A 16,173-nucleotide genomic window follows, 5' to 3' on the forward strand; every position below is an offset into this window, starting at 1 on the left:
CGCCGCGCCCGCACCCGCGCACGGCGAGAAGGGGACGTGTCGGGGGGTGTCCGCCCGCAGCGGTTGTCGCGTCAACGAACAGTCAGTCGGCGCCCGACCCCATCGCGACGTTCCGAGGACGGACACCCCCCGACGCGGCCCCGACCCACGACGAAGCCCCAGGCGCGACGCGCACCCCCACCAAAGCCCCACAGGCCGCCCACCGACAACCGAGAGGCTGAGACCCGACCGTGCACGACGAACTCATCGCACAGGCCCAGGCGTGGCTCACCGAGGACCCCGACCCGGACACCCGCACCGAGCTCGCCCGCCTCATCGACGCCCAGGACCACACCGAACTCGCCGCCCGCTTCTCCGGCACCCTCCAGTTCGGCACCGCCGGCCTCCGAGGCGAACTCGGCGCCGGCGCCATGCGCATGAACCGCTCGGTCGTCATCCGCGCCGCCGCGGGCCTCGCCGCGTACCTCAAGAAGCAGGGCCACGACAACGGCCTGGTCGTCATCGGCTACGACGCCCGCCACAAGTCGTACGACTTCGCCCAGGACACCGCCGCCGTCATGACCGGCGCCGGCCTCCGCGCCGCCGTCCTCCCCCGCCCCCTCCCCACCCCCGTCCTCGCCTTCGCCATACGGCACCTCGGCGCGGTCGCCGGAGTGGAGGTCACCGCCAGCCACAACCCACCCCGCGACAACGGCTACAAGGTCTACCTGGGCGACGGCTCCCAGATCGTCCCCCCGGCCGACATCGACATCGCGGCAGAGATCGCCGCCATCCAGTCCCTCACCACCGTCCCCCGCCCCACCCACGGCTGGGACACCCTCGACGACAGCGTCCTCGACGCCTACCTCACCCGCACCGACGCCGTCCTGGCCAAGGGTTCCCCCCGCACGGCCCGCACGGTGTACACGGCGATGCACGGCGTAGGCAAGGACGTCCTCCTCGCGGCCTTCGCCCGCGCAGGCTTCCCGCCCCCGGCCCTCGTCACGGAACAGGCCGACCCCGACCCGGACTTCCCGACCGTCGCGTTCCCCAACCCGGAGGAACCCGGCGCGATGGACCTGGCGTTCGCCAAGGCCCGCGAAACCACCCCCGACCTGATCATCGCCAACGACCCGGACGCGGACCGCTGCGCCGTCGCAGTACGAGACGGCAACGGAAACGACACCGCCCACACCGGCGCCGACACCGACTGGCGCATGCTCCGCGGCGACGAGGTAGGCGCCCTCCTGGCCGCCCACCTGGTCCACCGCGGAGCAACCGGCACCTTCGCGGAGTCGATCGTCTCGTCCTCCCTCCTGGGCCGTATCGCCGAGAAGGCGGGCCTCCCCCACGTCGAGACCCTCACCGGCTTCAAGTGGATCGCCCGCGCCGAGGGCCTGCGCTACGGCTACGAGGAGGCCCTCGGCTACTGCGTGGACCCCGACGGCGTACGCGACAAGGACGGCATCACGGCCGCGCTCCTGATCACGGAACTGGCCTCGCGGCTCAAGTCGGAAGGCCGCACCCTCCTCGACCTCCTCGACGACCTGGCCGTGGAACACGGCCTGCACGCCACGGACCAGTTGTCGGTCCGCGTAGAGGACCTCTCCCTCATCGCCGCCGCGATGACCCGCCTGCGCGAACAGCCCCCGACGGAACTCGCCGGCCTCCCCATCACCCGCACCGACGATCTCACCCAGGGCACGGAAACCCTCCCGCCCACCGACGGCCTGCGCTACACGCTGGACGGCGCCCGGGTCATCGTCCGCCCGAGCGGCACGGAACCGAAGCTGAAGTGCTACCTGGAGGTCGTGATCCCGGTCGCGTCACACGCCGACCTCCCCACGGCCCGCGCGAAGGCGACGACACTCCTGGAGTCGATCAAACGCGACCTGTCGAAATCAGCAGGCATCTGAACCAGCAGGCATCCGACCACACGAAAAAGGGGTGCCCCCAGGGGCACCCCGGCACAGACCCGGCACAGACCCGGCACAAACCCCTGGCCCGCTACCCCACAGCCAGCAGAATCGCGACAAGCACCGCCCCGGCAACCGCCGGCCCCACCACCTCATAGGCCCACCGCACGGTCACCTCACCCTGCGCCGTCTGCGCCCCGTGCCGCGCCTCGTGCAACCCCCGCAGCTCATCCATGATCCGGTCGGTCTCCGCACGCGCGGGCCCCTCGGACTCCGGACCACCGCCACCACCGAGGCGCTGTCCCGCACGCATCCCGAGAGCACTGCCACGCCCCTCGTCCCGCCCCATGGCCCGCCGCGCCTGCGCGGTCGCCCGCATCTCATGCCGTGCCGCCTTCTTGCGGGCGCGCAGCGACACGGGGACGGCCCACAGCTGGTACTTGGCGCCGGACTCGGTGAGGACCTCGTTCGAATAGGCAGACTTCAGTGCGGCCACCCGCCCCCAGGGCAGCACGATGACGCGGAAGGGGTTGCGGATCCGCAGCCGGTCGTCGCCCACGTACACGGCGGGCCGCAGGGTGAAGGCGACGACGAGCGGCACGCCGAACAGCAGCAGCGCGAGCGCCAGCCACTGCGTGCGCCCCTCCCCCGACACGAGCGCGTCGATGCCGAGCCACCCGGCGATGGCGAGCAGCAGCACACCACCGGCGATGCCCGGGACCGACCGGTAGACCCGGTCCTTGAACTCGGGCTCCGGCTGCGGCGCGGGCGACTGGGACTCGTTCGTCATGTCTCGATTCTGCCGGACGCCCACACCCCCACCCCCGGCAACCCCGGCTCAAGCCTCGGCCCCCGCCCAAACCCTCCACCCAAGAGAACCCCGGGGCTGTACAGCCGCTACGCGCGTAGATATGCTCGTCTGGTGACCATGCCCAGTTCTGCACTCACCGCAGCTCACCCCCTCAAGGACGTCGCCGCGTCCGACAGCGCGCTGCGCCGCTTCCTCCACGGGCTCCCCGGCGTCGACGCGGTCGGACTCGAGGGACGTGCGGCCTCCCTCGGTACGCGCTCGATCAAGACGACCGCGAAGGCGTACGCCATCGACCTCGCCATCTCGATGGTCGACCTGACGACGCTGGAAGGCGCGGACACCCCGGGCAAGGTCCGGGCGCTCGGCGCCAAGGCGGTCAAGCCCGACCCGACCGACCGTACGACGCCCGCCACAGCCGCGGTCTGCGTCTACCCCGACATGGTGGCCGTGGCCAAGGAGGCCGTCGCCGGCTCCGACGTGAAGGTCGCCTCCGTCGCCACGTCGTTCCCGGCCGGCCGCGCCCCGCTCACCATCAAGCTGGCCGACGTCCGCGAGGCCGTCGCCGCGGGTGCCGACGAGATCGACATGGTCATCGACCGCGGCGCGTTCCTCGCGGGCCGGTATCTGAAGGTGTACGACGAGATCACCGCCGTCCGCGAGGCCTGCGGCACGTCAGTACGCCTGAAGGTCATCTTCGAGACGGGCGAGCTGTCCACGTACGACAACATCCGCCGCGCGAGCTGGCTCGGGATGCTGGCGGGCGCGGACTTCATCAAGACCTCCACCGGCAAGGTCGCGGTGAACGCCACCCCGGCGAACACCCTCCTCATGCTGGAGGCCGTCCGCGACTTCCGCGCCCAGACCGGCATCCAGGTCGGCGTGAAGCCGGCCGGCGGCATCCGCACCACCAAGGACGCCATCAAGTTCCTCGTCCTGGTCAACGAGACCGCGGGCGACGACTGGCTGGACAACCACTGGTTCCGCTTCGGCGCCTCCTCGCTGCTGAACGACCTCCTGATGCAGCGCCAGAAGCTGGCCACCGGCCGCTACTCCGGCCCCGACTACGTGACGGTGGACTGAGACCTCATGACCATGGAAAACGTGCCACGCGCATTCGACTACGCCCCGGCCCCCGAGTCCCGCGCGGTCGTCGACATCGCACCCTCTTACGGCCTGTTCATCGACGGTGAGTTCACCGAGGCGGCCGACGGCAAGGTCTTCAAGACGGTCAGCCCCTCCTCCGAAGAGGTCCTCTCCGAGATCGCCCAGGCGGGCGAGGCGGACGTGAACCGCGCGGTCCAGGCCGCCCGCAAGGCCTTCGAGAAGTGGTCGGCGCTCCCTGGCGCGGAGCGCGCGAAGTACCTCTTCCGCATCGCCCGCATCATCCAGGAGCGCTCCCGCGAGCTGGCCGTCCTCGAGACCCTCGACAACGGCAAGCCGATCAAGGAGACGCGCGACGCCGACCTGCCCCTGGTCGCCGCGCACTTCTTCTACTACGCGGGCTGGGCCGACAAGCTCGACCACGCGGGCTTCGGCACTTCACCGAAGCCCCTGGGCGTGGCAGGCCAGGTCATCCCCTGGAACTTCCCGCTCCTGATGCTGGCGTGGAAGATCGCCCCGGCCCTCGCGACCGGCAACACGGTCGTCCTCAAGCCCGCCGAGACGACCCCCCTCTCGGCGCTCTTCTTCGCGGACATCTGCCGCCAGGCGGGCCTGCCCAAGGGCGTCGTCAACATCCTCCCCGGCTACGGCGACACGGGCGCCGCGCTGGTGGCCCACCCGGACGTGAACAAGGTCGCCTTCACCGGCTCCACGGCCGTCGGCAAGGAGATCGCGCGCACGGTCGCCGGCACCCGCAAGAAGCTCACGCTGGAACTGGGCGGCAAGGGCGCCAACATCGTCTTCGACGACGCCCCGATCGACCAGGCCGTCGAGGGCATCGTGACCGGCATCTTCTTCAACCAGGGCCAGGTCTGCTGCGCCGGCAGCCGTCTCCTGGTCCAGGAGTCGATCCAGGACGAGCTGCTCGACTCCCTCAAGCGCCGCCTGTCGACGCTCCGCCTCGGCGACCCGCTCGACAAGAACACCGACATCGGAGCGATCAACTCCGAGGAGCAGCTGACGCGCATCACCTCCCTCGTCGAGCAGGGCGAGGCGGAGGGCGCCGAGCGCTGGTCGCCGGCCTGCGAACTTCCGGAGAGCGGCTACTGGTTCGCCCCGACGCTCTTCACGAACGTCACCCAGGCGCACCGGATCGCCCGCGACGAGATCTTCGGCCCGGTGCTGTCGGTCCTGACCTTCCGCACGCCGGACGAGGCGGTCGCCAAGGCCAACAACACGCAGTACGGCCTCTCCGCCGGCATCTGGACGGAGAAGGGCTCGCGCATCCTGGCGGTCGCGAACAAGCTCCGTGCGGGTGTCGTCTGGTCCAACACGTTCAACAAGTTCGACCCCACCTCGCCCTTCGGCGGCTACAAGGAGTCGGGCTTCGGCCGCGAGGGCGGCCGCCACGGCCTGGAGGCGTACCTCGATGTCTGACCGACTCAGTGTCCTCAAGACCTACAAGCTGTACGTGGGCGGAAAGTTCCCGCGTTCCGAGAGCGGCCGGGTGTACGAGGTGACGGACTCAAAGGGCAAGTGGCTGGCCAACGCCCCCCTCTCCTCCCGCAAGGACGCCCGTGACGCGGTCGTCGCGGCCCGCAAGGCGTTCGGCGCCTGGTCCGGCGCGACGGCGTACAACCGCGGCCAGGTCCTCTACCGCGTCGCCGAGATGCTGGAAGGCCGCCGCGACCAGTTCACGCGTGAGGTGGCCGACGCGGAGGGCCTGTCGAAGTCCAAGGCGGCGGCGGTCGTGGACGCGACGATCGACCGCTGGGTCTGGTACGCGGGCTGGACCGACAAGATCGCCCAGGTGATCGGCGGCGGCAACCCGGTGGCGGGCCCGTTCTTCAACCTGTCCTCCCCCGAACCGACGGGCGTCGTCGCGGTCCTGGCACCCCAGGAGTCGTCCTTCCTGGGCCTGGTCTCGGTGGTGGCCCCGGTCATCGCCACCGGCAACACGGCGGTCGTGGTGGCCAGCGAGAAGTCCCCTCTCCCCGCCCTGTCCCTGGCCGAGGTGCTGGCCACCTCGGACGTCCCGGGCGGCGTGGTCAACGTCCTCTCGGGCCGCACGGCGGAGATCGCGACCCCGCTCGCCTCCCACCAGGACGTCAACGCGATCGACCTCGCGGGCGCCGACGAGGCCCTCGCGAAGGAACTGGAGATCGCGGCGGCCGACAACCTCAAGCGCGTCCTCCGTCCACAGCCTGTGGATTACACGGAGACCCCGGGAACCGACCGCATGACGGCGTTCCTGGAGACCAAAACGGTCTGGCACCCCACGGGGTCACTGGGCGCGTCGGGTTCCTCCTACTAGACGCACCCTTCCGGTACGGAAGCCCCGGCCCTCCTCCGTCCAGGAGGCCCGGGGCTTCTCCGTGCGCGGGCCGGATCAGCTCCGCTGCTCAATGCCGTCGGGGTGTCCCGCTGCACGGCCGGTGAACTACCCCGAGACCAGCCTGGTGACCTGGCCCAGCACCAGGGCGTCCCCGACCGAAGGCGCCTGGGCCACCGGGCCCGTCACCTCCTGGGAATCCACCGGCTTGAAGTCGGCGACCTCGGTGCCGACGCCGTTGTCGAGCGGGTCGACTCCCGTACCGGCGAGGGGGTTGGGCTTGAGGCCCGTGACCGTGCCGGTGGTGTAGGCGAGGGTGTCACCGGCGGCCTGGAGGCCGGACCGGAGGTCGGTCTTCCCCAGGGAGGTGCGGGCCGCGTCCAGGACCGAGCCGGCGCCCGCCGCGGCCGACGCCGTCGCCGCACCCGCCCCCAGTGCCACTCCCGCGGTCGCGAGGACGGCCAGGGCACGCTGGACGGTCGGCTTCTTGGGTGAGACGTGTCGGGCCATCACTGCCACCTTTTGACGCTCTGGGTAATCGGAACGACACGAAGGGTAGTTGAGATGTGATGCGCGCATCAAAGGCGACCCGCGGGGTCGTACGGCCCCCGATGGATGCCTCACACTGGTGTCCCGTGAGTTCCCCTCTGCCCATACCGACGCGAGTCGTGCTGCTCTGCGGCCCTTCCGGCTCCGGCAAGTCCCTCCTCGCGGCCCGCTCCGGCCTTCCGGTGCTGCGGCTCGACGACTTCTACAAGGAGGGCGACGACCCGACCCTGCCCTCGGTGGAGGGGAGTTCGGACATCGACTGGGACCATCCGGACTCCTGGGACGCCGACACGGCCGTCACCGCGATCACCCAGCTGTGCCGCACGGGCCGTACGGCCGTCCCCGTCTACGACCTCTCGCTCAGCGCCCGCACCGGCGAGGAGACGGTCGAGATCGGACGGACCCCGCTGTTCCTCGCGGAGGGCATCTTCGCCGCGGAGATCGTCACGCGCTGCCGGGAACTCGGCGTCCTGGCCGACGCGCTGTGCCTGAGCCGCGGCCCGGTGAAGACGTTCCGCCGCCGCTTCCTGCGGGATCTGAGGGAGGGCCGCAAGTCGGTGCCGTTCCTGCTGCGCCGCGGCTGGCGCCTGATGCGGCAGGAGCGCTCGATCGTGAACCGCCAGACCGCGCTGGGCGCGTACGCCTGTGACCGCGACGAGGCGATGGGCCGGCTGGCGGCCGCCGCGGCGGGCCGGTGCGCCGGTCTCCGTACGGCGGCCTGAGCGGCGACGACGTCAGACGGACGACACGGGACGCGAGAACGGAAAAGCGGGACTGGACGGACCCCCCGGCCCTCCAGTCCCGCTCTTGTGTTCCCCCGTGGTGCTCCCCCGTTCCCTCCCCCTTGTTTCCCCCGTGTCCCCCCGTGTCCCCACTCTCCTGAGGAGACGCCCCCCAGCGCCTCCGCAGTCCCCCGTGGGACCCCCTTGTGGTGCTCCCCCCCCGAACCTTCAGGCCACGAGCTCGCCGAAGGCGTCTTCCTCGTCACGGCCGAAGCTGAGGACCTCGTCCTCGCGCAGCCGGCGGAGCGACCGCCAGATGCTGGACTTCACCGTGCCGACACTGATGTCGAGGATCTCCGCGATCTCCGGGTCCGTGCGGCCCTCGTAGTAACGAAGGACCAGCATGGTGCGCTGGAGTTCGGGCAGCCGGGCCAGCGCCTGCCACAGGACGGCGCGCAGCTCGGTGCCGCGCATCGCGTCCGTGTCACCGGCGGTCTCCGGCAGCTCCTCGGTCGGGTACTCGTTCAGCTTGCGGCGGCGCCACGCGCTGATGTGCAGGTTGGTCATGGTGCGGCGGAGGTATCCGCCGACCGCCGCCTTGTCACTGATCCGCTCCCACGCCCGGTAGGTCGAGAACAGCGCGCTCTGCAGCAGGTCCTCGGCCTCGAAGCGGTCGCCGGTGAGGTGGTAGGCGGTGGCGTACAGGGAGGCGCGGCGCTCCTGGACGTAGGCGGTGAACTCCGCTTCCGACAGCGAACGGCGCTCCCCCGAGTCCTCCCTGTACGCGGCTCCCCCGTGAGCCCCCTTGTTGATCTCCCCCGTGGGTGTGTCAACCACCGTCATGAACCCGGTGTGCTGACGCCCGGTGCCGCGAGCGCACCCCCGCCCGCTCACGGCACCGGACTTCTCGGAACCCCGGTGCACGTCGTGCAGACGCGTGATCACTGCGCTGGTGCTGATGCCGTGCAGCGTGTTCATCTCGCGCCCCCCGTCGTGGACTTCCGGTGTGCGGCCCGCCGGTCCGGCGGGCTTTCTTGCCTGTGCCGAGAAGCTTGCCGCGGCACTTTCATCGCCGTGTCCGCCGACTGTCACAGGCCTGTCACAGGGGTCGGCCACAGGACGGCCACGGCTCGTACACAGGTGTCGGCGGTAGGCGCGGCGCCGATCTCGGCCCACAGGTCGAACCACGCCCCCCTCATGGGCCAGAATGAGCCCGTGCCTTCCCTGTTGCTGATCGAGGACGACGACGCCATCCGGACGGCCCTGGAGCTCTCACTGACGCGCCAGGGTCACCGCGTGGCGACCGCTGCCAGTGGTGAGGACGGTCTGAAGCTGCTGCGCGAGCAGCGGCCGGATCTGATCGTGCTGGATGTGATGCTGCCCGGCATCGACGGGTTCGAGGTGTGCCGGCGCATCCGGCGCACGGACCAGTTGCCGATCATCCTGCTGACCGCGCGCAATGACGACATCGACGTGGTCGTCGGGCTGGAGTCCGGCGCCGACGACTATGTCGTCAAACCGGTGCAGGGGCGGGTGCTCGACGCCCGGATCCGGGCCGTGCTGCGGCGTGGCGAGCGGGAGTCCAACGACGCGGCGTCGTTCGGCAGCCTCGTCATCGACCGCTCGGCGATGACCGTGACCAAGAACGGCGAGGACCTCCAGCTCACGCCGACCGAGCTGCGCCTGCTGCTGGAGCTGAGCCGGCGGCCGGGTCAGGCGCTGTCCCGGCAGCAGCTGCTGCGGCTGGTGTGGGAGCACGACTACCTGGGTGACTCGCGGCTCGTGGACGCCTGTGTCCAGCGGCTGCGCGCCAAGGTCGAGGACGTGCCCTCGTCCCCGACGCTGATCCGTACCGTGCGGGGTGTCGGCTACCGGCTGGACACGCCTCAGTGACACAGGCGCGCCAAGGGGGGAACCGCGGCTGGACCGCGGAACGCAAGGGAGTTCTGTCGCGGCTGCGCTTCACCAGCCTGCGCCTCAGGCTGGTCGTCGTCTTCGGCCTGGTGGCCCTGACGGCCGCGGTGTCCGCGTCCGCCATCGCGTACTGGCTCAACCGCGAGGCGGTCCTCACCCGTGCGCAGGACGCCGTGCTGCGCGACTTCGAGCAGGAGATGCAGAACCGGGCGGGCGCGCTGCCCGAGCGGCCGACGCAGGACGAGTTGCAGCACACCGCGGGCCAGATGGCGGGCAGCGACCAGCGCTTCAGCGTGCTGCTGGTCGCCGGCGACGCCGACGGCAGGACCGTCTACGGCAGCTCCGGCGGACTGAGCGGCTTCTCGCTGCGGGACGTGCCGGCCTCGCTGCGCACGGCGGTGAACAAGACGCAGAAGGTCGACGGGGCCAACAAGCACCCGTACCACCTGTACTGGCAGCGGGTCATAGACCACGACACGCCGTATCTCGTGGCCGGGACGCGGGTGATCGGCGGCGGTCCGACCGGCTACATGCTCAAGTCGCTGGAACCGGAGGCGAAGGATCTGAACTCGCTCGCCTGGTCGCTGGGAATCGCCACGGGGCTCGCGCTGATCGGCTCGGCGCTGCTCGCGCAGGCCGCCGCGACGACGGTGCTGAAGCCCGTGCAGCGGCTCGGGACGGCCGCGCGGCGGCTCGGTGAGGGCAAGCTGGACACCCGGCTCAGGGTGTCGGGCACCGACGAACTCGCCGATCTGTCCCGGACGTTCAACCACGCGGCCGAGGCGCTGGAGAAACGGGTCGCCGACATGGCCGCGCGGGACGAGGCGTCCCGGCGGTTCGTCGCGGACATGAGCCATGAGCTGCGTACTCCCCTCACCGCGATCACCGCCGTGACGGAGATCCTGGAGGAGGAGCTGGAGGCGGAGACCGGGAGCATGGACCCGATGATCGAGCCCGCCGTCCGGCTGGTGGTCAGCGAGACGCGGCGGCTGAACGACCTGGTCGAGAACCTGATGGAGGTCACCCGCTTCGACGCGGGCACCGCCCGGCTCGTCCTGGACGACGTCGACATCGCCGACCAGATCACGGCGTGCATCGACGCCCGGGCCTGGCTGGACGCGGTCGAGCTGGACGCCGAGCGCGGCATCCACGCCCGCCTGGATCCGCGCCGCCTCGACGTCATCCTGGCCAACCTCATCGGCAACGCCCTCAAGCACGGTGGCTCCCCGGTGCGGGTCGTCGTCCGGGCGGACGACGACTCGCTCGTCATCGAGGTGCGGGACCACGGGCCCGGGATCCCCGAGGACGTGCTGCCGCATGTCTTCGACCGGTTCTACAAGGCCAGCGCCTCCCGGCCGCGCTCCGAGGGCAGCGGCCTGGGCCTGTCCATCGCCCTGGAGAACGCCCACATCCACGGTGGCGAGATCACCGCGGCCAACTCGGCCGACTCGGGCGCGGTGTTCACCCTGCGGCTCCCGCGCGGCACCTCCGCCTCTGCGGACCAGCCCGCCGGGGACGAGGAGGAGCCCAGGCCGGACGCCGGCCGGAGCCAAGCCGAGGACTCGAAGGGGGATGCCTGATGACCACCCGACGTCCACGCGCCCTGGCCCGGCTGGCCGGCCTGCCCGTGCTCGCCGTCCTGCTGGCGGGCTGCGGGATCCGGGCCACGGAGGTGCCGACGAACTTCGGGCCCGCGCCCTCGCGGGTGCAGTGTTCGCTGGCTGAGCCGGATGTGTCGACGCAGGCCGCGCGGGGGCTGCCGGTGCAGGTGTTCCTGCTGTGCGGGTCCTCGCTGGTTACCGTCGACCGGACCGTACGGGTCCCGGACGGCGCGGCCGACTCCGAGCGGCGCATGCTGGTGGCGCAGGGCCTGCTGGACCAGCTGGCCGAGACCCCGTCGCCCGCCGAGAAGGAGGCCGGGTACAGCACGGACGTACGCGGTGGCATCACCGTGGGCGGGCCCCTGAAGGGCGACCCGGAGGACGCGCTGCGGCTGAGCACGGCACCGGACAGCCTCACCTCGTACGCCCTGGCCCAGATCGTCTGCACCTTCTCCGACTCCGCCGCCGCCGAGGGCGACGGCTCCGTGGTCCTCGGCGGTCCCGGCCCCGAGTCCCCGCGCCGCTACGAGTGCACCGACGAGGTGCGGGCCCGCCCGGGCAGCACGGAACCGCCGTCCAAGGACGTGGCCGGCGAGTGAGGCCGCGGGCGGTCTCCGCCCGGCTGTGGCGCACGCCTCACACGCCTCCCGGGGGGCATCCCGGAACCGATCCTGCCGGAGGCCGCGTCTAGGGGGACGTGCAGCGTCAAGGCCCCATCGGCGGCAGCGCCGAGTTCCGCATCCGTGTGACAGGAGGTGTCCTCCTCGTCGCACACCTCGCGTTCGTCGCCTGGTTCACACTGCGGCCCCTGGAGGTGCCCTGGGTGATGCCCGCCAATCTGCGGCCGTTCGCCGGGATCCGGGCCGATCTCGCCCTGGGCTGGCCCGAGGCCGCCCGGCACATCGGCGAGAAGCTGGCCCTGCTCGCCCCGCTGGGCGTGCTGCTGCCGATGGTGAGCGGCAGGCTGGTCGTCTCGCCGCTGGCGTCCCTGCTGCGCGCCGTCGCGGCCGGTGCGCTGCTGTCGATGGGCATCGAGCTGTTGCAGACCGGTGTGCCCGGTCAGGTCGTGGATGTCGACTCGCTGTTCCTGAACACCGCGGGCGTGGGCCTCGCGCACCTCGCGCTCGTCCCCGCGGCCCGCTCCTGGCTGCGCCGTCGCTCCACCGCGCCCCTGGGCGGGGCGCCCCTCCTCCCGGAGGAGCAGGCTCAGGGTCGGACCCCGACGATTCCCAGGGTCGGGATCGCACCGTGGAGCGACGCTTTGCCCCCCTCGTCTCCGTAGCGTGGAGTGCAGATGGGGTACTCGGACGAGAGACCTCGCACACCGACGCTGAAGGAGCCGCACATGTCCCGCCTCGCCCGCCCCACCCACGGCCGCATGATCGGCGGAGTGTGCGCCGCGCTGGCCCGGCGCTTCGGCACCTCCACGACGACGATGCGGGTGATCTTCCTGGTCTCGTGTCTGCTGCCCGGCCCGCAGTTCCTGCTGTACATCGCGCTGTGGATCGTGCTGCCCTCGGAGGACAAGGTGCGGAACAAGGCCCAGACGGCCTGGTGACCGCCCGCCGCGGAAACGCCGATGGGGCGCACCCTGTATCCAGGGGTGCGCCCCATCGGCGTGTGGGTCCGCACGGGCGGGAGGGTCAGGCGAGCGGAATGCCGTTCACCGGGAGCCCGCCGATCAGCTTGGGGGCCGGGCCGTTCGGGCCCTGGGCGAGCAACTGCCCGGCGACCGGCTGGGCGGCGGCGAGACCGGTACCGGCCAGGCTCTGCCCCTGACCCACCGCCTCGCCCGAGCCCGCCGGCAGCGTCTGGGTGAGCTGCTCCGCCGGGAGCGCCTGGGTGACGCCCCCCAGCGCCTGGGTGGCGTCCGGAACGGCCGGGGCGGCGCCCGCGGCACCCGCACCGGTGGCGGCGAAGGCGGCACCGAGAGCGGCGACACCGAGGGACTTGGCAGCAGACTGCTTCATGAAAACGCGTCCTCGCAATGGGATGACGGGGTGTGTGAGCGGTGCGGCGACCGTAATCACGCGGCACCACTCGCCGCAAACATCGAAATGCGGACGGCTTGTGAACACCGCCCGCATTCCCTGTGCGCCATTTCCCGCCGGATCAGCCCTCCGAATCCACAGAGCCGCTGGTGGAGGCGGTCTGCCGGAACAGCCATTCGGATTTCAGCTCGGCATATCCCGGCTTGATCACGTCATTGATCATGGCCAGTCGTTCATCGAAAGGAATGAACGCTGATTTCATCGCATTGACTGAGAACCACTGCATGTCGTCGAGCGTGTAACCGAACGCCTCGACAAGGTGCTCGAATTCCCGGCTCATGCTGGTGTAGGACATGAGGCGATTGTCCGTATTTACGGTGGCGCGGAAATGCAGCCGGCGCAGCAGCCCGATGGGGTGTTCGGCGTACGAGGACGCCGCCCCGGTCTGGAGGTTGGAGCTGGGGCACAGCTCCAGCGGGATGCGCTTGTCCCGGACGTACGAGGCGAGCCGCCCGAGTTCGACCCGGCCGTCCTCGTGGACCTGGATGTCGTCGATGATCCGCACACCGTGCCCGAGCCGGTCGGCGCCGCACCACTGGAGGGCCTGCCAGATGGACGGGAGCCCGAAGGCCTCGCCGGCGTGGATGGTGAAGTGGTTGTTCTCGCGCTTCAGGTACTCGAAGGCGTCCAGGTGCCGGGTGGGCGGGTAGCCGGCTTCGGCACCCGCGATGTCGAACCCGGCGACGCCCAGATCCCGGTAGCGGTTGGCGAGTTCGGCGATCTCCAGGGCGCGGGCCGCGTGCCGCATGGCGGTGAGCAGGGCGCCGACGCGGATGCGGTGGCCGTTCTCCCTGGCGCGCCGCTCCCCTTCCCGGAAGCCCTCGTTGACGGCCTCGACCACCTCTTCGAGGCTCAGCCCGCCCTCCAGGTGCTGCTCGGGGGCGTAGCGCACCTCGGCGTAGACGACGCCGTCCTCGGCGAGGTCCTCGGCGCACTCGGCGGCGACCCGGACCAGGGCCTCGCGGGTCTGCATGACGCCGACGGTGTGGGAGAAGGTCTCCAGGTACCGCTCCAGGGAACCGGAGTCGGCGGCCTCGCGGAACCAGATGCCGAGCTTCTCCGGGTCGGTCTCGGGGAGCTGGGTGTAGGCGGTTTCGCGGGCGAGTTCGACGATCGTGGCGGGGCGCAGGCCGCCGTCGAGGTGGTCGTGCAGCAGAACCTTGGGCGCCCGGCGGATCTGGTCCGGTGTCGGGGTGTTCGCGATGGTCTGGCTCGTCATTTCCGCACTGTAACTCCTACGCGCGTAGATGGCGCCTCTTCGGCCCCTTTACGTTTTCGTCGATACGTAACGGTGACCCCGGGGACGGGTTGAATACACCCTCGCTTCTGACACTGTTCTGTCATGGCACACCAAGCGACGCCGGTTCGCAGGGCCCGGCTGGGCAGGACACTCGGTCCGGAGCCGACGGCGGTGAGCGGCGTGGTGCTGCTGCTGCCCAACGGGGACGAGAACTCCGGCCGCAGACCGTCGCCCATGCTGGCGACCGCCTCCGTACGCGCCCTGGGGCGCCGGCTGGCCCGGGCGGGCCGGGACGAGGGTCTGGCCGCGCACGTGGTGCACTACCGCTGCCGCGGCTGGAACGGCGGCGAGGCCAATCTCGCGGCCGATGCCGCCTGGGCGGCGGACGAGGTCGTACGGCGTTACGGGGACGTTCCCGTCTGCCTCGCGGGAACCGGCATGGGCGGCCGGGCCGGGCTGCGGTCGGGTGGGCACGAGGCCGTCAACTCCGTGCTGGCGCTGGCCCCCTGGCTGCCGGAGGATGATGTGGCGGCGCCACCCGAACCGGTGAAGCAGCTGGTGGGGCGGCAGGTGCTGATCGTGCACGGCACGAACGACGAGCGGACGGATCCCGAGTTGTCGTTCCGGCTGGCGGCGCGGGTGAAGAAGGCGAATCGGGATGTGTGCCGGTTCGAAGTGCACGCGGATGGGCACGGGTTGCATCAGTACCGGGATGAAGTGCTGGCGCTGGCCGAGGACTTCGTGATGGGGGCGGTGTTCGGGCGGGCGGTGTCCCGGCCGGTGCGGGACGCGTTCGCCGCGCCGCCGCCGTTGGGGTTGCGGATGCCGTTGGCTGCGGGGTTTGGTTCTTCGTTGCGGCGGTAGCGCCGTTTGGGGTGGCTGTGGGTTTCGGGGTGCGGGTCGTGGTGGGTTGCTCGCGCCCACGCGGCGGAGCCGCAGATCGATACAGCCCCGCGCCCCTTAGGTGGGGAGCAAGCTGCCTCTTCTTGAGAGCAGGAACCTTTTGAAGGCTGCTACCGGCGGGGTGTCCGGGTGGCCCTCCAGCCAGGCCACGCCGATCTCTCGGACCGCTCGGGGGGCCGTCACCGTCAGTTCGACCACTCCGGGGCGCGGGACCGCCGGTGGGGGCAGGAGGGCTACTCCGAGGCCTGCTGCCACGAGGCCTCGGAGGGTTTCCGCCTCCTCTCCCTCGAAGGCGATGCGGGGCCTGAAGCCCGCCTCCTGGCAGAGGTCGTCGGTGATGCGGCGCAGGCCGTAGCCGGGTTCGAGGGTGACGAAGGTTTCGTCGGCGGCTTCCGCGAGGCGGATGCGGCGGCGGGTGGCGAGGGAGTGGTCGGCGGGGACGACCAGGCGGAGTTTCTGTTCGTCGAGGCGGCGGGCCACCAGGCCGGGGGCGTCGGGGACGGGGGACGTCAGGCACAGGTCGAGGTCGCCGGCGCGGAGGCGTTCGAGCATGGCCTCGCCGTAGTTCTGGACCAGGCTGAAACGGACACGGGGATGGTCGGCGCGGAAGGCCTGGAGGAGGCCCGGGACGGTCTCGGCGCCCATGGTGTGCAGGAAGCCGAAGGCGACCTTTCCGGTGAAGGGGTCGGCGTCGGCCCGCACCTCCTCGGCTGCGCGCTCGACCTCGGCCAGGGCGCGCTCGACGGAGGTGAGGAAGGTGCGGCCGGCCGGGGTGAGGGAGACCGTACGGCCGTGGCGGGCGAAGAGGTCGACGCCCAGGTCCTGCTCCAGGCGGGCCATGGACCGGGAGAGGGTCGACTGCGGGACGTTCATCTCCTGCGCTGCGCGGGTGACGTGCTCGGTACGGGCGACGCCGGCGAAATACGCGAGGCGGGGCGCCAGCACCCTCGACATCTCCGCCATGTCTTCTGTGTCACTGGATGGTGACAGGCGAGCCGCTGAACTGGATTGATGCACCATGGGAACGATTATCGCCGTTCCATGCATTGGACGG

17 protein-coding genes are annotated in these 16,173 nt (G+C 71.1%); 11 read left to right on the forward strand and 6 right to left on the reverse strand.

The window, feature by feature from the left end:
* Positions 1 to 230 precede the first annotated feature (230 nt).
* Positions 231 to 1,895 (forward strand): phospho-sugar mutase, encoded by a 1,665-nt coding sequence (locus ACZ6I3_RS21940; RefSeq protein WP_469416630.1) that lies wholly within the window; start codon positions 231 to 233, stop codon positions 1,893 to 1,895.
* Between the two features lie 91 nt (positions 1,896 to 1,986).
* On the opposite strand, the gene ACZ6I3_RS21945 is transcribed toward ACZ6I3_RS21940, so the two are convergent.
* The gene (locus tag ACZ6I3_RS21945; RefSeq protein ID WP_469416631.1) at positions 1,987 to 2,685 is read right to left on the reverse strand and encodes a PH domain-containing protein; all 699 of its coding nucleotides are present in this window, start codon (positions 2,683 to 2,685) and stop codon (positions 1,987 to 1,989) included.
* A 138-nt stretch (positions 2,686 to 2,823) separates the two neighbouring features.
* Between ACZ6I3_RS21945 and deoC the strand changes: the two genes are divergently transcribed.
* From deoC to ACZ6I3_RS21960, 3 genes are read left to right on the forward strand one after another with little or no spacing between them, the layout of a single operon-like run.
* Entirely contained in the window at positions 2,824 to 3,786 is a 963-nt protein-coding gene (gene deoC, locus ACZ6I3_RS21950) for a deoxyribose-phosphate aldolase (RefSeq protein ID WP_469416632.1), read from the forward strand.
* Between the two features lie 21 nt (positions 3,787 to 3,807).
* Entirely contained in the window at positions 3,808 to 5,244 is a 1,437-nt protein-coding gene (locus ACZ6I3_RS21955; protein WP_469416634.1) for an aldehyde dehydrogenase family protein, read from the forward strand.
* The gene (locus ACZ6I3_RS21960) at positions 5,237 to 6,121 is read left to right on the forward strand and encodes an aldehyde dehydrogenase family protein (protein ID WP_469416635.1); all 885 of its coding nucleotides are present in this window, start codon (positions 5,237 to 5,239) and stop codon (positions 6,119 to 6,121) included. The genes ACZ6I3_RS21955 and ACZ6I3_RS21960 overlap by 8 nt, the downstream gene beginning before the upstream one ends.
* 126 nt (positions 6,122 to 6,247) lie before the next feature.
* Here ACZ6I3_RS21960 and ACZ6I3_RS21965 read toward each other — a convergent pair whose 3' ends face one another.
* The gene (locus tag ACZ6I3_RS21965) at positions 6,248 to 6,649 is read right to left on the reverse strand and encodes a hypothetical protein (protein WP_469416637.1); all 402 of its coding nucleotides are present in this window, start codon (positions 6,647 to 6,649) and stop codon (positions 6,248 to 6,250) included.
* Positions 6,650 to 6,750: 101 nt separating this feature from the next.
* On the opposite strand from ACZ6I3_RS21965, the gene ACZ6I3_RS21970 reads away from it, so the two are divergent.
* On the forward strand, positions 6,751 to 7,410 hold the full coding sequence (locus ACZ6I3_RS21970) for a uridine kinase family protein (protein WP_469416639.1): 660 nt from the start codon (positions 6,751 to 6,753) through the stop codon (positions 7,408 to 7,410).
* A gap of 228 nt (positions 7,411 to 7,638) precedes the next feature.
* Here the strand turns inward: ACZ6I3_RS21970 and ACZ6I3_RS21975 are convergent, their stop codons facing one another.
* The gene (locus tag ACZ6I3_RS21975) at positions 7,639 to 8,388 is read right to left on the reverse strand and encodes a SigE family RNA polymerase sigma factor (RefSeq protein ID WP_469416641.1); all 750 of its coding nucleotides are present in this window, start codon (positions 8,386 to 8,388) and stop codon (positions 7,639 to 7,641) included.
* Between the two features lie 237 nt (positions 8,389 to 8,625).
* Between ACZ6I3_RS21975 and afsQ1 the strand changes: the two genes are divergently transcribed.
* The 5 genes from afsQ1 to ACZ6I3_RS22000 all read left to right on the forward strand — a co-directional run bounded on the left by afsQ1 (position 8,626) and on the right by ACZ6I3_RS22000 (position 12,483).
* A complete protein-coding gene (gene afsQ1 / locus ACZ6I3_RS21980) occupies positions 8,626 to 9,303 on the forward strand; it encodes a two-component system response regulator AfsQ1 (RefSeq protein ID WP_432965551.1) in 678 nt (225 codons plus the stop codon).
* Positions 9,300 to 10,904, forward strand: a complete 1,605-nt coding sequence (locus ACZ6I3_RS21985; RefSeq protein WP_469416643.1) for an ATP-binding protein — start codon at positions 9,300 to 9,302, stop codon at positions 10,902 to 10,904. Before afsQ1 ends, ACZ6I3_RS21985 begins: the two co-directional genes overlap by 4 nt.
* On the forward strand, positions 10,904 to 11,524 hold the full coding sequence (locus tag ACZ6I3_RS21990) for a hypothetical protein (RefSeq protein ID WP_469416644.1): 621 nt from the start codon (positions 10,904 to 10,906) through the stop codon (positions 11,522 to 11,524). Before ACZ6I3_RS21985 ends, ACZ6I3_RS21990 begins: the two co-directional genes overlap by 1 nt.
* Before the next feature lie 98 nt (positions 11,525 to 11,622).
* Complete coding sequence (locus tag ACZ6I3_RS21995) at positions 11,623 to 12,207, forward strand: VanZ family protein (RefSeq protein WP_469416646.1); 585 nt, start codon at positions 11,623 to 11,625, stop codon at positions 12,205 to 12,207.
* Positions 12,208 to 12,270: 63 nt separating this feature from the next.
* A complete protein-coding gene (locus tag ACZ6I3_RS22000; protein ID WP_184591126.1) occupies positions 12,271 to 12,483 on the forward strand; it encodes a PspC domain-containing protein in 213 nt (70 codons plus the stop codon).
* Between the two features lie 85 nt (positions 12,484 to 12,568).
* Here ACZ6I3_RS22000 and ACZ6I3_RS22005 read toward each other — a convergent pair whose 3' ends face one another.
* Positions 12,569 to 12,895, reverse strand: a complete 327-nt coding sequence (locus ACZ6I3_RS22005; RefSeq protein WP_469416648.1) for an ATP-binding protein — start codon at positions 12,893 to 12,895, stop codon at positions 12,569 to 12,571.
* Between the two features lie 142 nt (positions 12,896 to 13,037).
* On the reverse strand, positions 13,038 to 14,195 hold the full coding sequence (locus ACZ6I3_RS22010; protein WP_469416650.1) for an adenosine deaminase: 1,158 nt from the start codon (positions 14,193 to 14,195) through the stop codon (positions 13,038 to 13,040).
* A gap of 123 nt (positions 14,196 to 14,318) precedes the next feature.
* Between ACZ6I3_RS22010 and ACZ6I3_RS22015 the strand changes: the two genes are divergently transcribed.
* The gene (locus ACZ6I3_RS22015) at positions 14,319 to 15,080 is read left to right on the forward strand and encodes an alpha/beta hydrolase (protein WP_469416651.1); all 762 of its coding nucleotides are present in this window, start codon (positions 14,319 to 14,321) and stop codon (positions 15,078 to 15,080) included.
* A 96-nt stretch (positions 15,081 to 15,176) separates the two neighbouring features.
* On the opposite strand, the gene ACZ6I3_RS22020 is transcribed toward ACZ6I3_RS22015, so the two are convergent.
* On the reverse strand, positions 15,177 to 16,139 hold the full coding sequence (locus ACZ6I3_RS22020; RefSeq protein ID WP_469416653.1) for a LysR family transcriptional regulator: 963 nt from the start codon (positions 16,137 to 16,139) through the stop codon (positions 15,177 to 15,179).
* Between the last annotated feature and the right edge of the window lie 34 nt (positions 16,140 to 16,173).

Source organism: Streptomyces sp. NPDC041940, assembly GCF_055589465.1.

Excerpts from the sequence above, each read along its gene's own strand:
- ACZ6I3_RS21990 (WP_469416644.1), top strand. The coding sequence starts at position 10,904 with ATGACCACCCGACGTCCACGCGCCCTGGCCCGGCTGGCCGGCCTGCCC.
- ACZ6I3_RS21945 (WP_469416631.1), bottom strand. The coding sequence starts at position 2,685 with ATGACGAACGAGTCCCAGTCGCCCGCGCCGCAGCCGGAGCCCGAGTTC.
- ACZ6I3_RS21960 (WP_469416635.1), top strand. The coding sequence starts at position 5,237 with ATGTCTGACCGACTCAGTGTCCTCAAGACCTACAAGCTGTACGTGGGC.
- ACZ6I3_RS22005 (WP_469416648.1), bottom strand. The coding sequence starts at position 12,895 with ATGAAGCAGTCTGCTGCCAAGTCCCTCGGTGTCGCCGCTCTCGGTGCC.
- ACZ6I3_RS22020 (WP_469416653.1), bottom strand. The coding sequence starts at position 16,139 with ATGGTGCATCAATCCAGTTCAGCGGCTCGCCTGTCACCATCCAGTGAC.
- ACZ6I3_RS22010 (WP_469416650.1), bottom strand. The coding sequence starts at position 14,195 with ATGACGAGCCAGACCATCGCGAACACCCCGACACCGGACCAGATCCGC.
- deoC (WP_469416632.1), top strand. The coding sequence starts at position 2,824 with ATGCCCAGTTCTGCACTCACCGCAGCTCACCCCCTCAAGGACGTCGCC.
- ACZ6I3_RS21970 (WP_469416639.1), top strand. The coding sequence starts at position 6,751 with ATGGATGCCTCACACTGGTGTCCCGTGAGTTCCCCTCTGCCCATACCG.
- ACZ6I3_RS21975 (WP_469416641.1), bottom strand. The coding sequence starts at position 8,388 with ATGAACACGCTGCACGGCATCAGCACCAGCGCAGTGATCACGCGTCTG.
- ACZ6I3_RS22015 (WP_469416651.1), top strand. The coding sequence starts at position 14,319 with ATGGCACACCAAGCGACGCCGGTTCGCAGGGCCCGGCTGGGCAGGACA.
- ACZ6I3_RS21965 (WP_469416637.1), bottom strand. The coding sequence starts at position 6,649 with ATGGCCCGACACGTCTCACCCAAGAAGCCGACCGTCCAGCGTGCCCTG.
- ACZ6I3_RS22000 (WP_184591126.1), top strand. The coding sequence starts at position 12,271 with ATGTCCCGCCTCGCCCGCCCCACCCACGGCCGCATGATCGGCGGAGTG.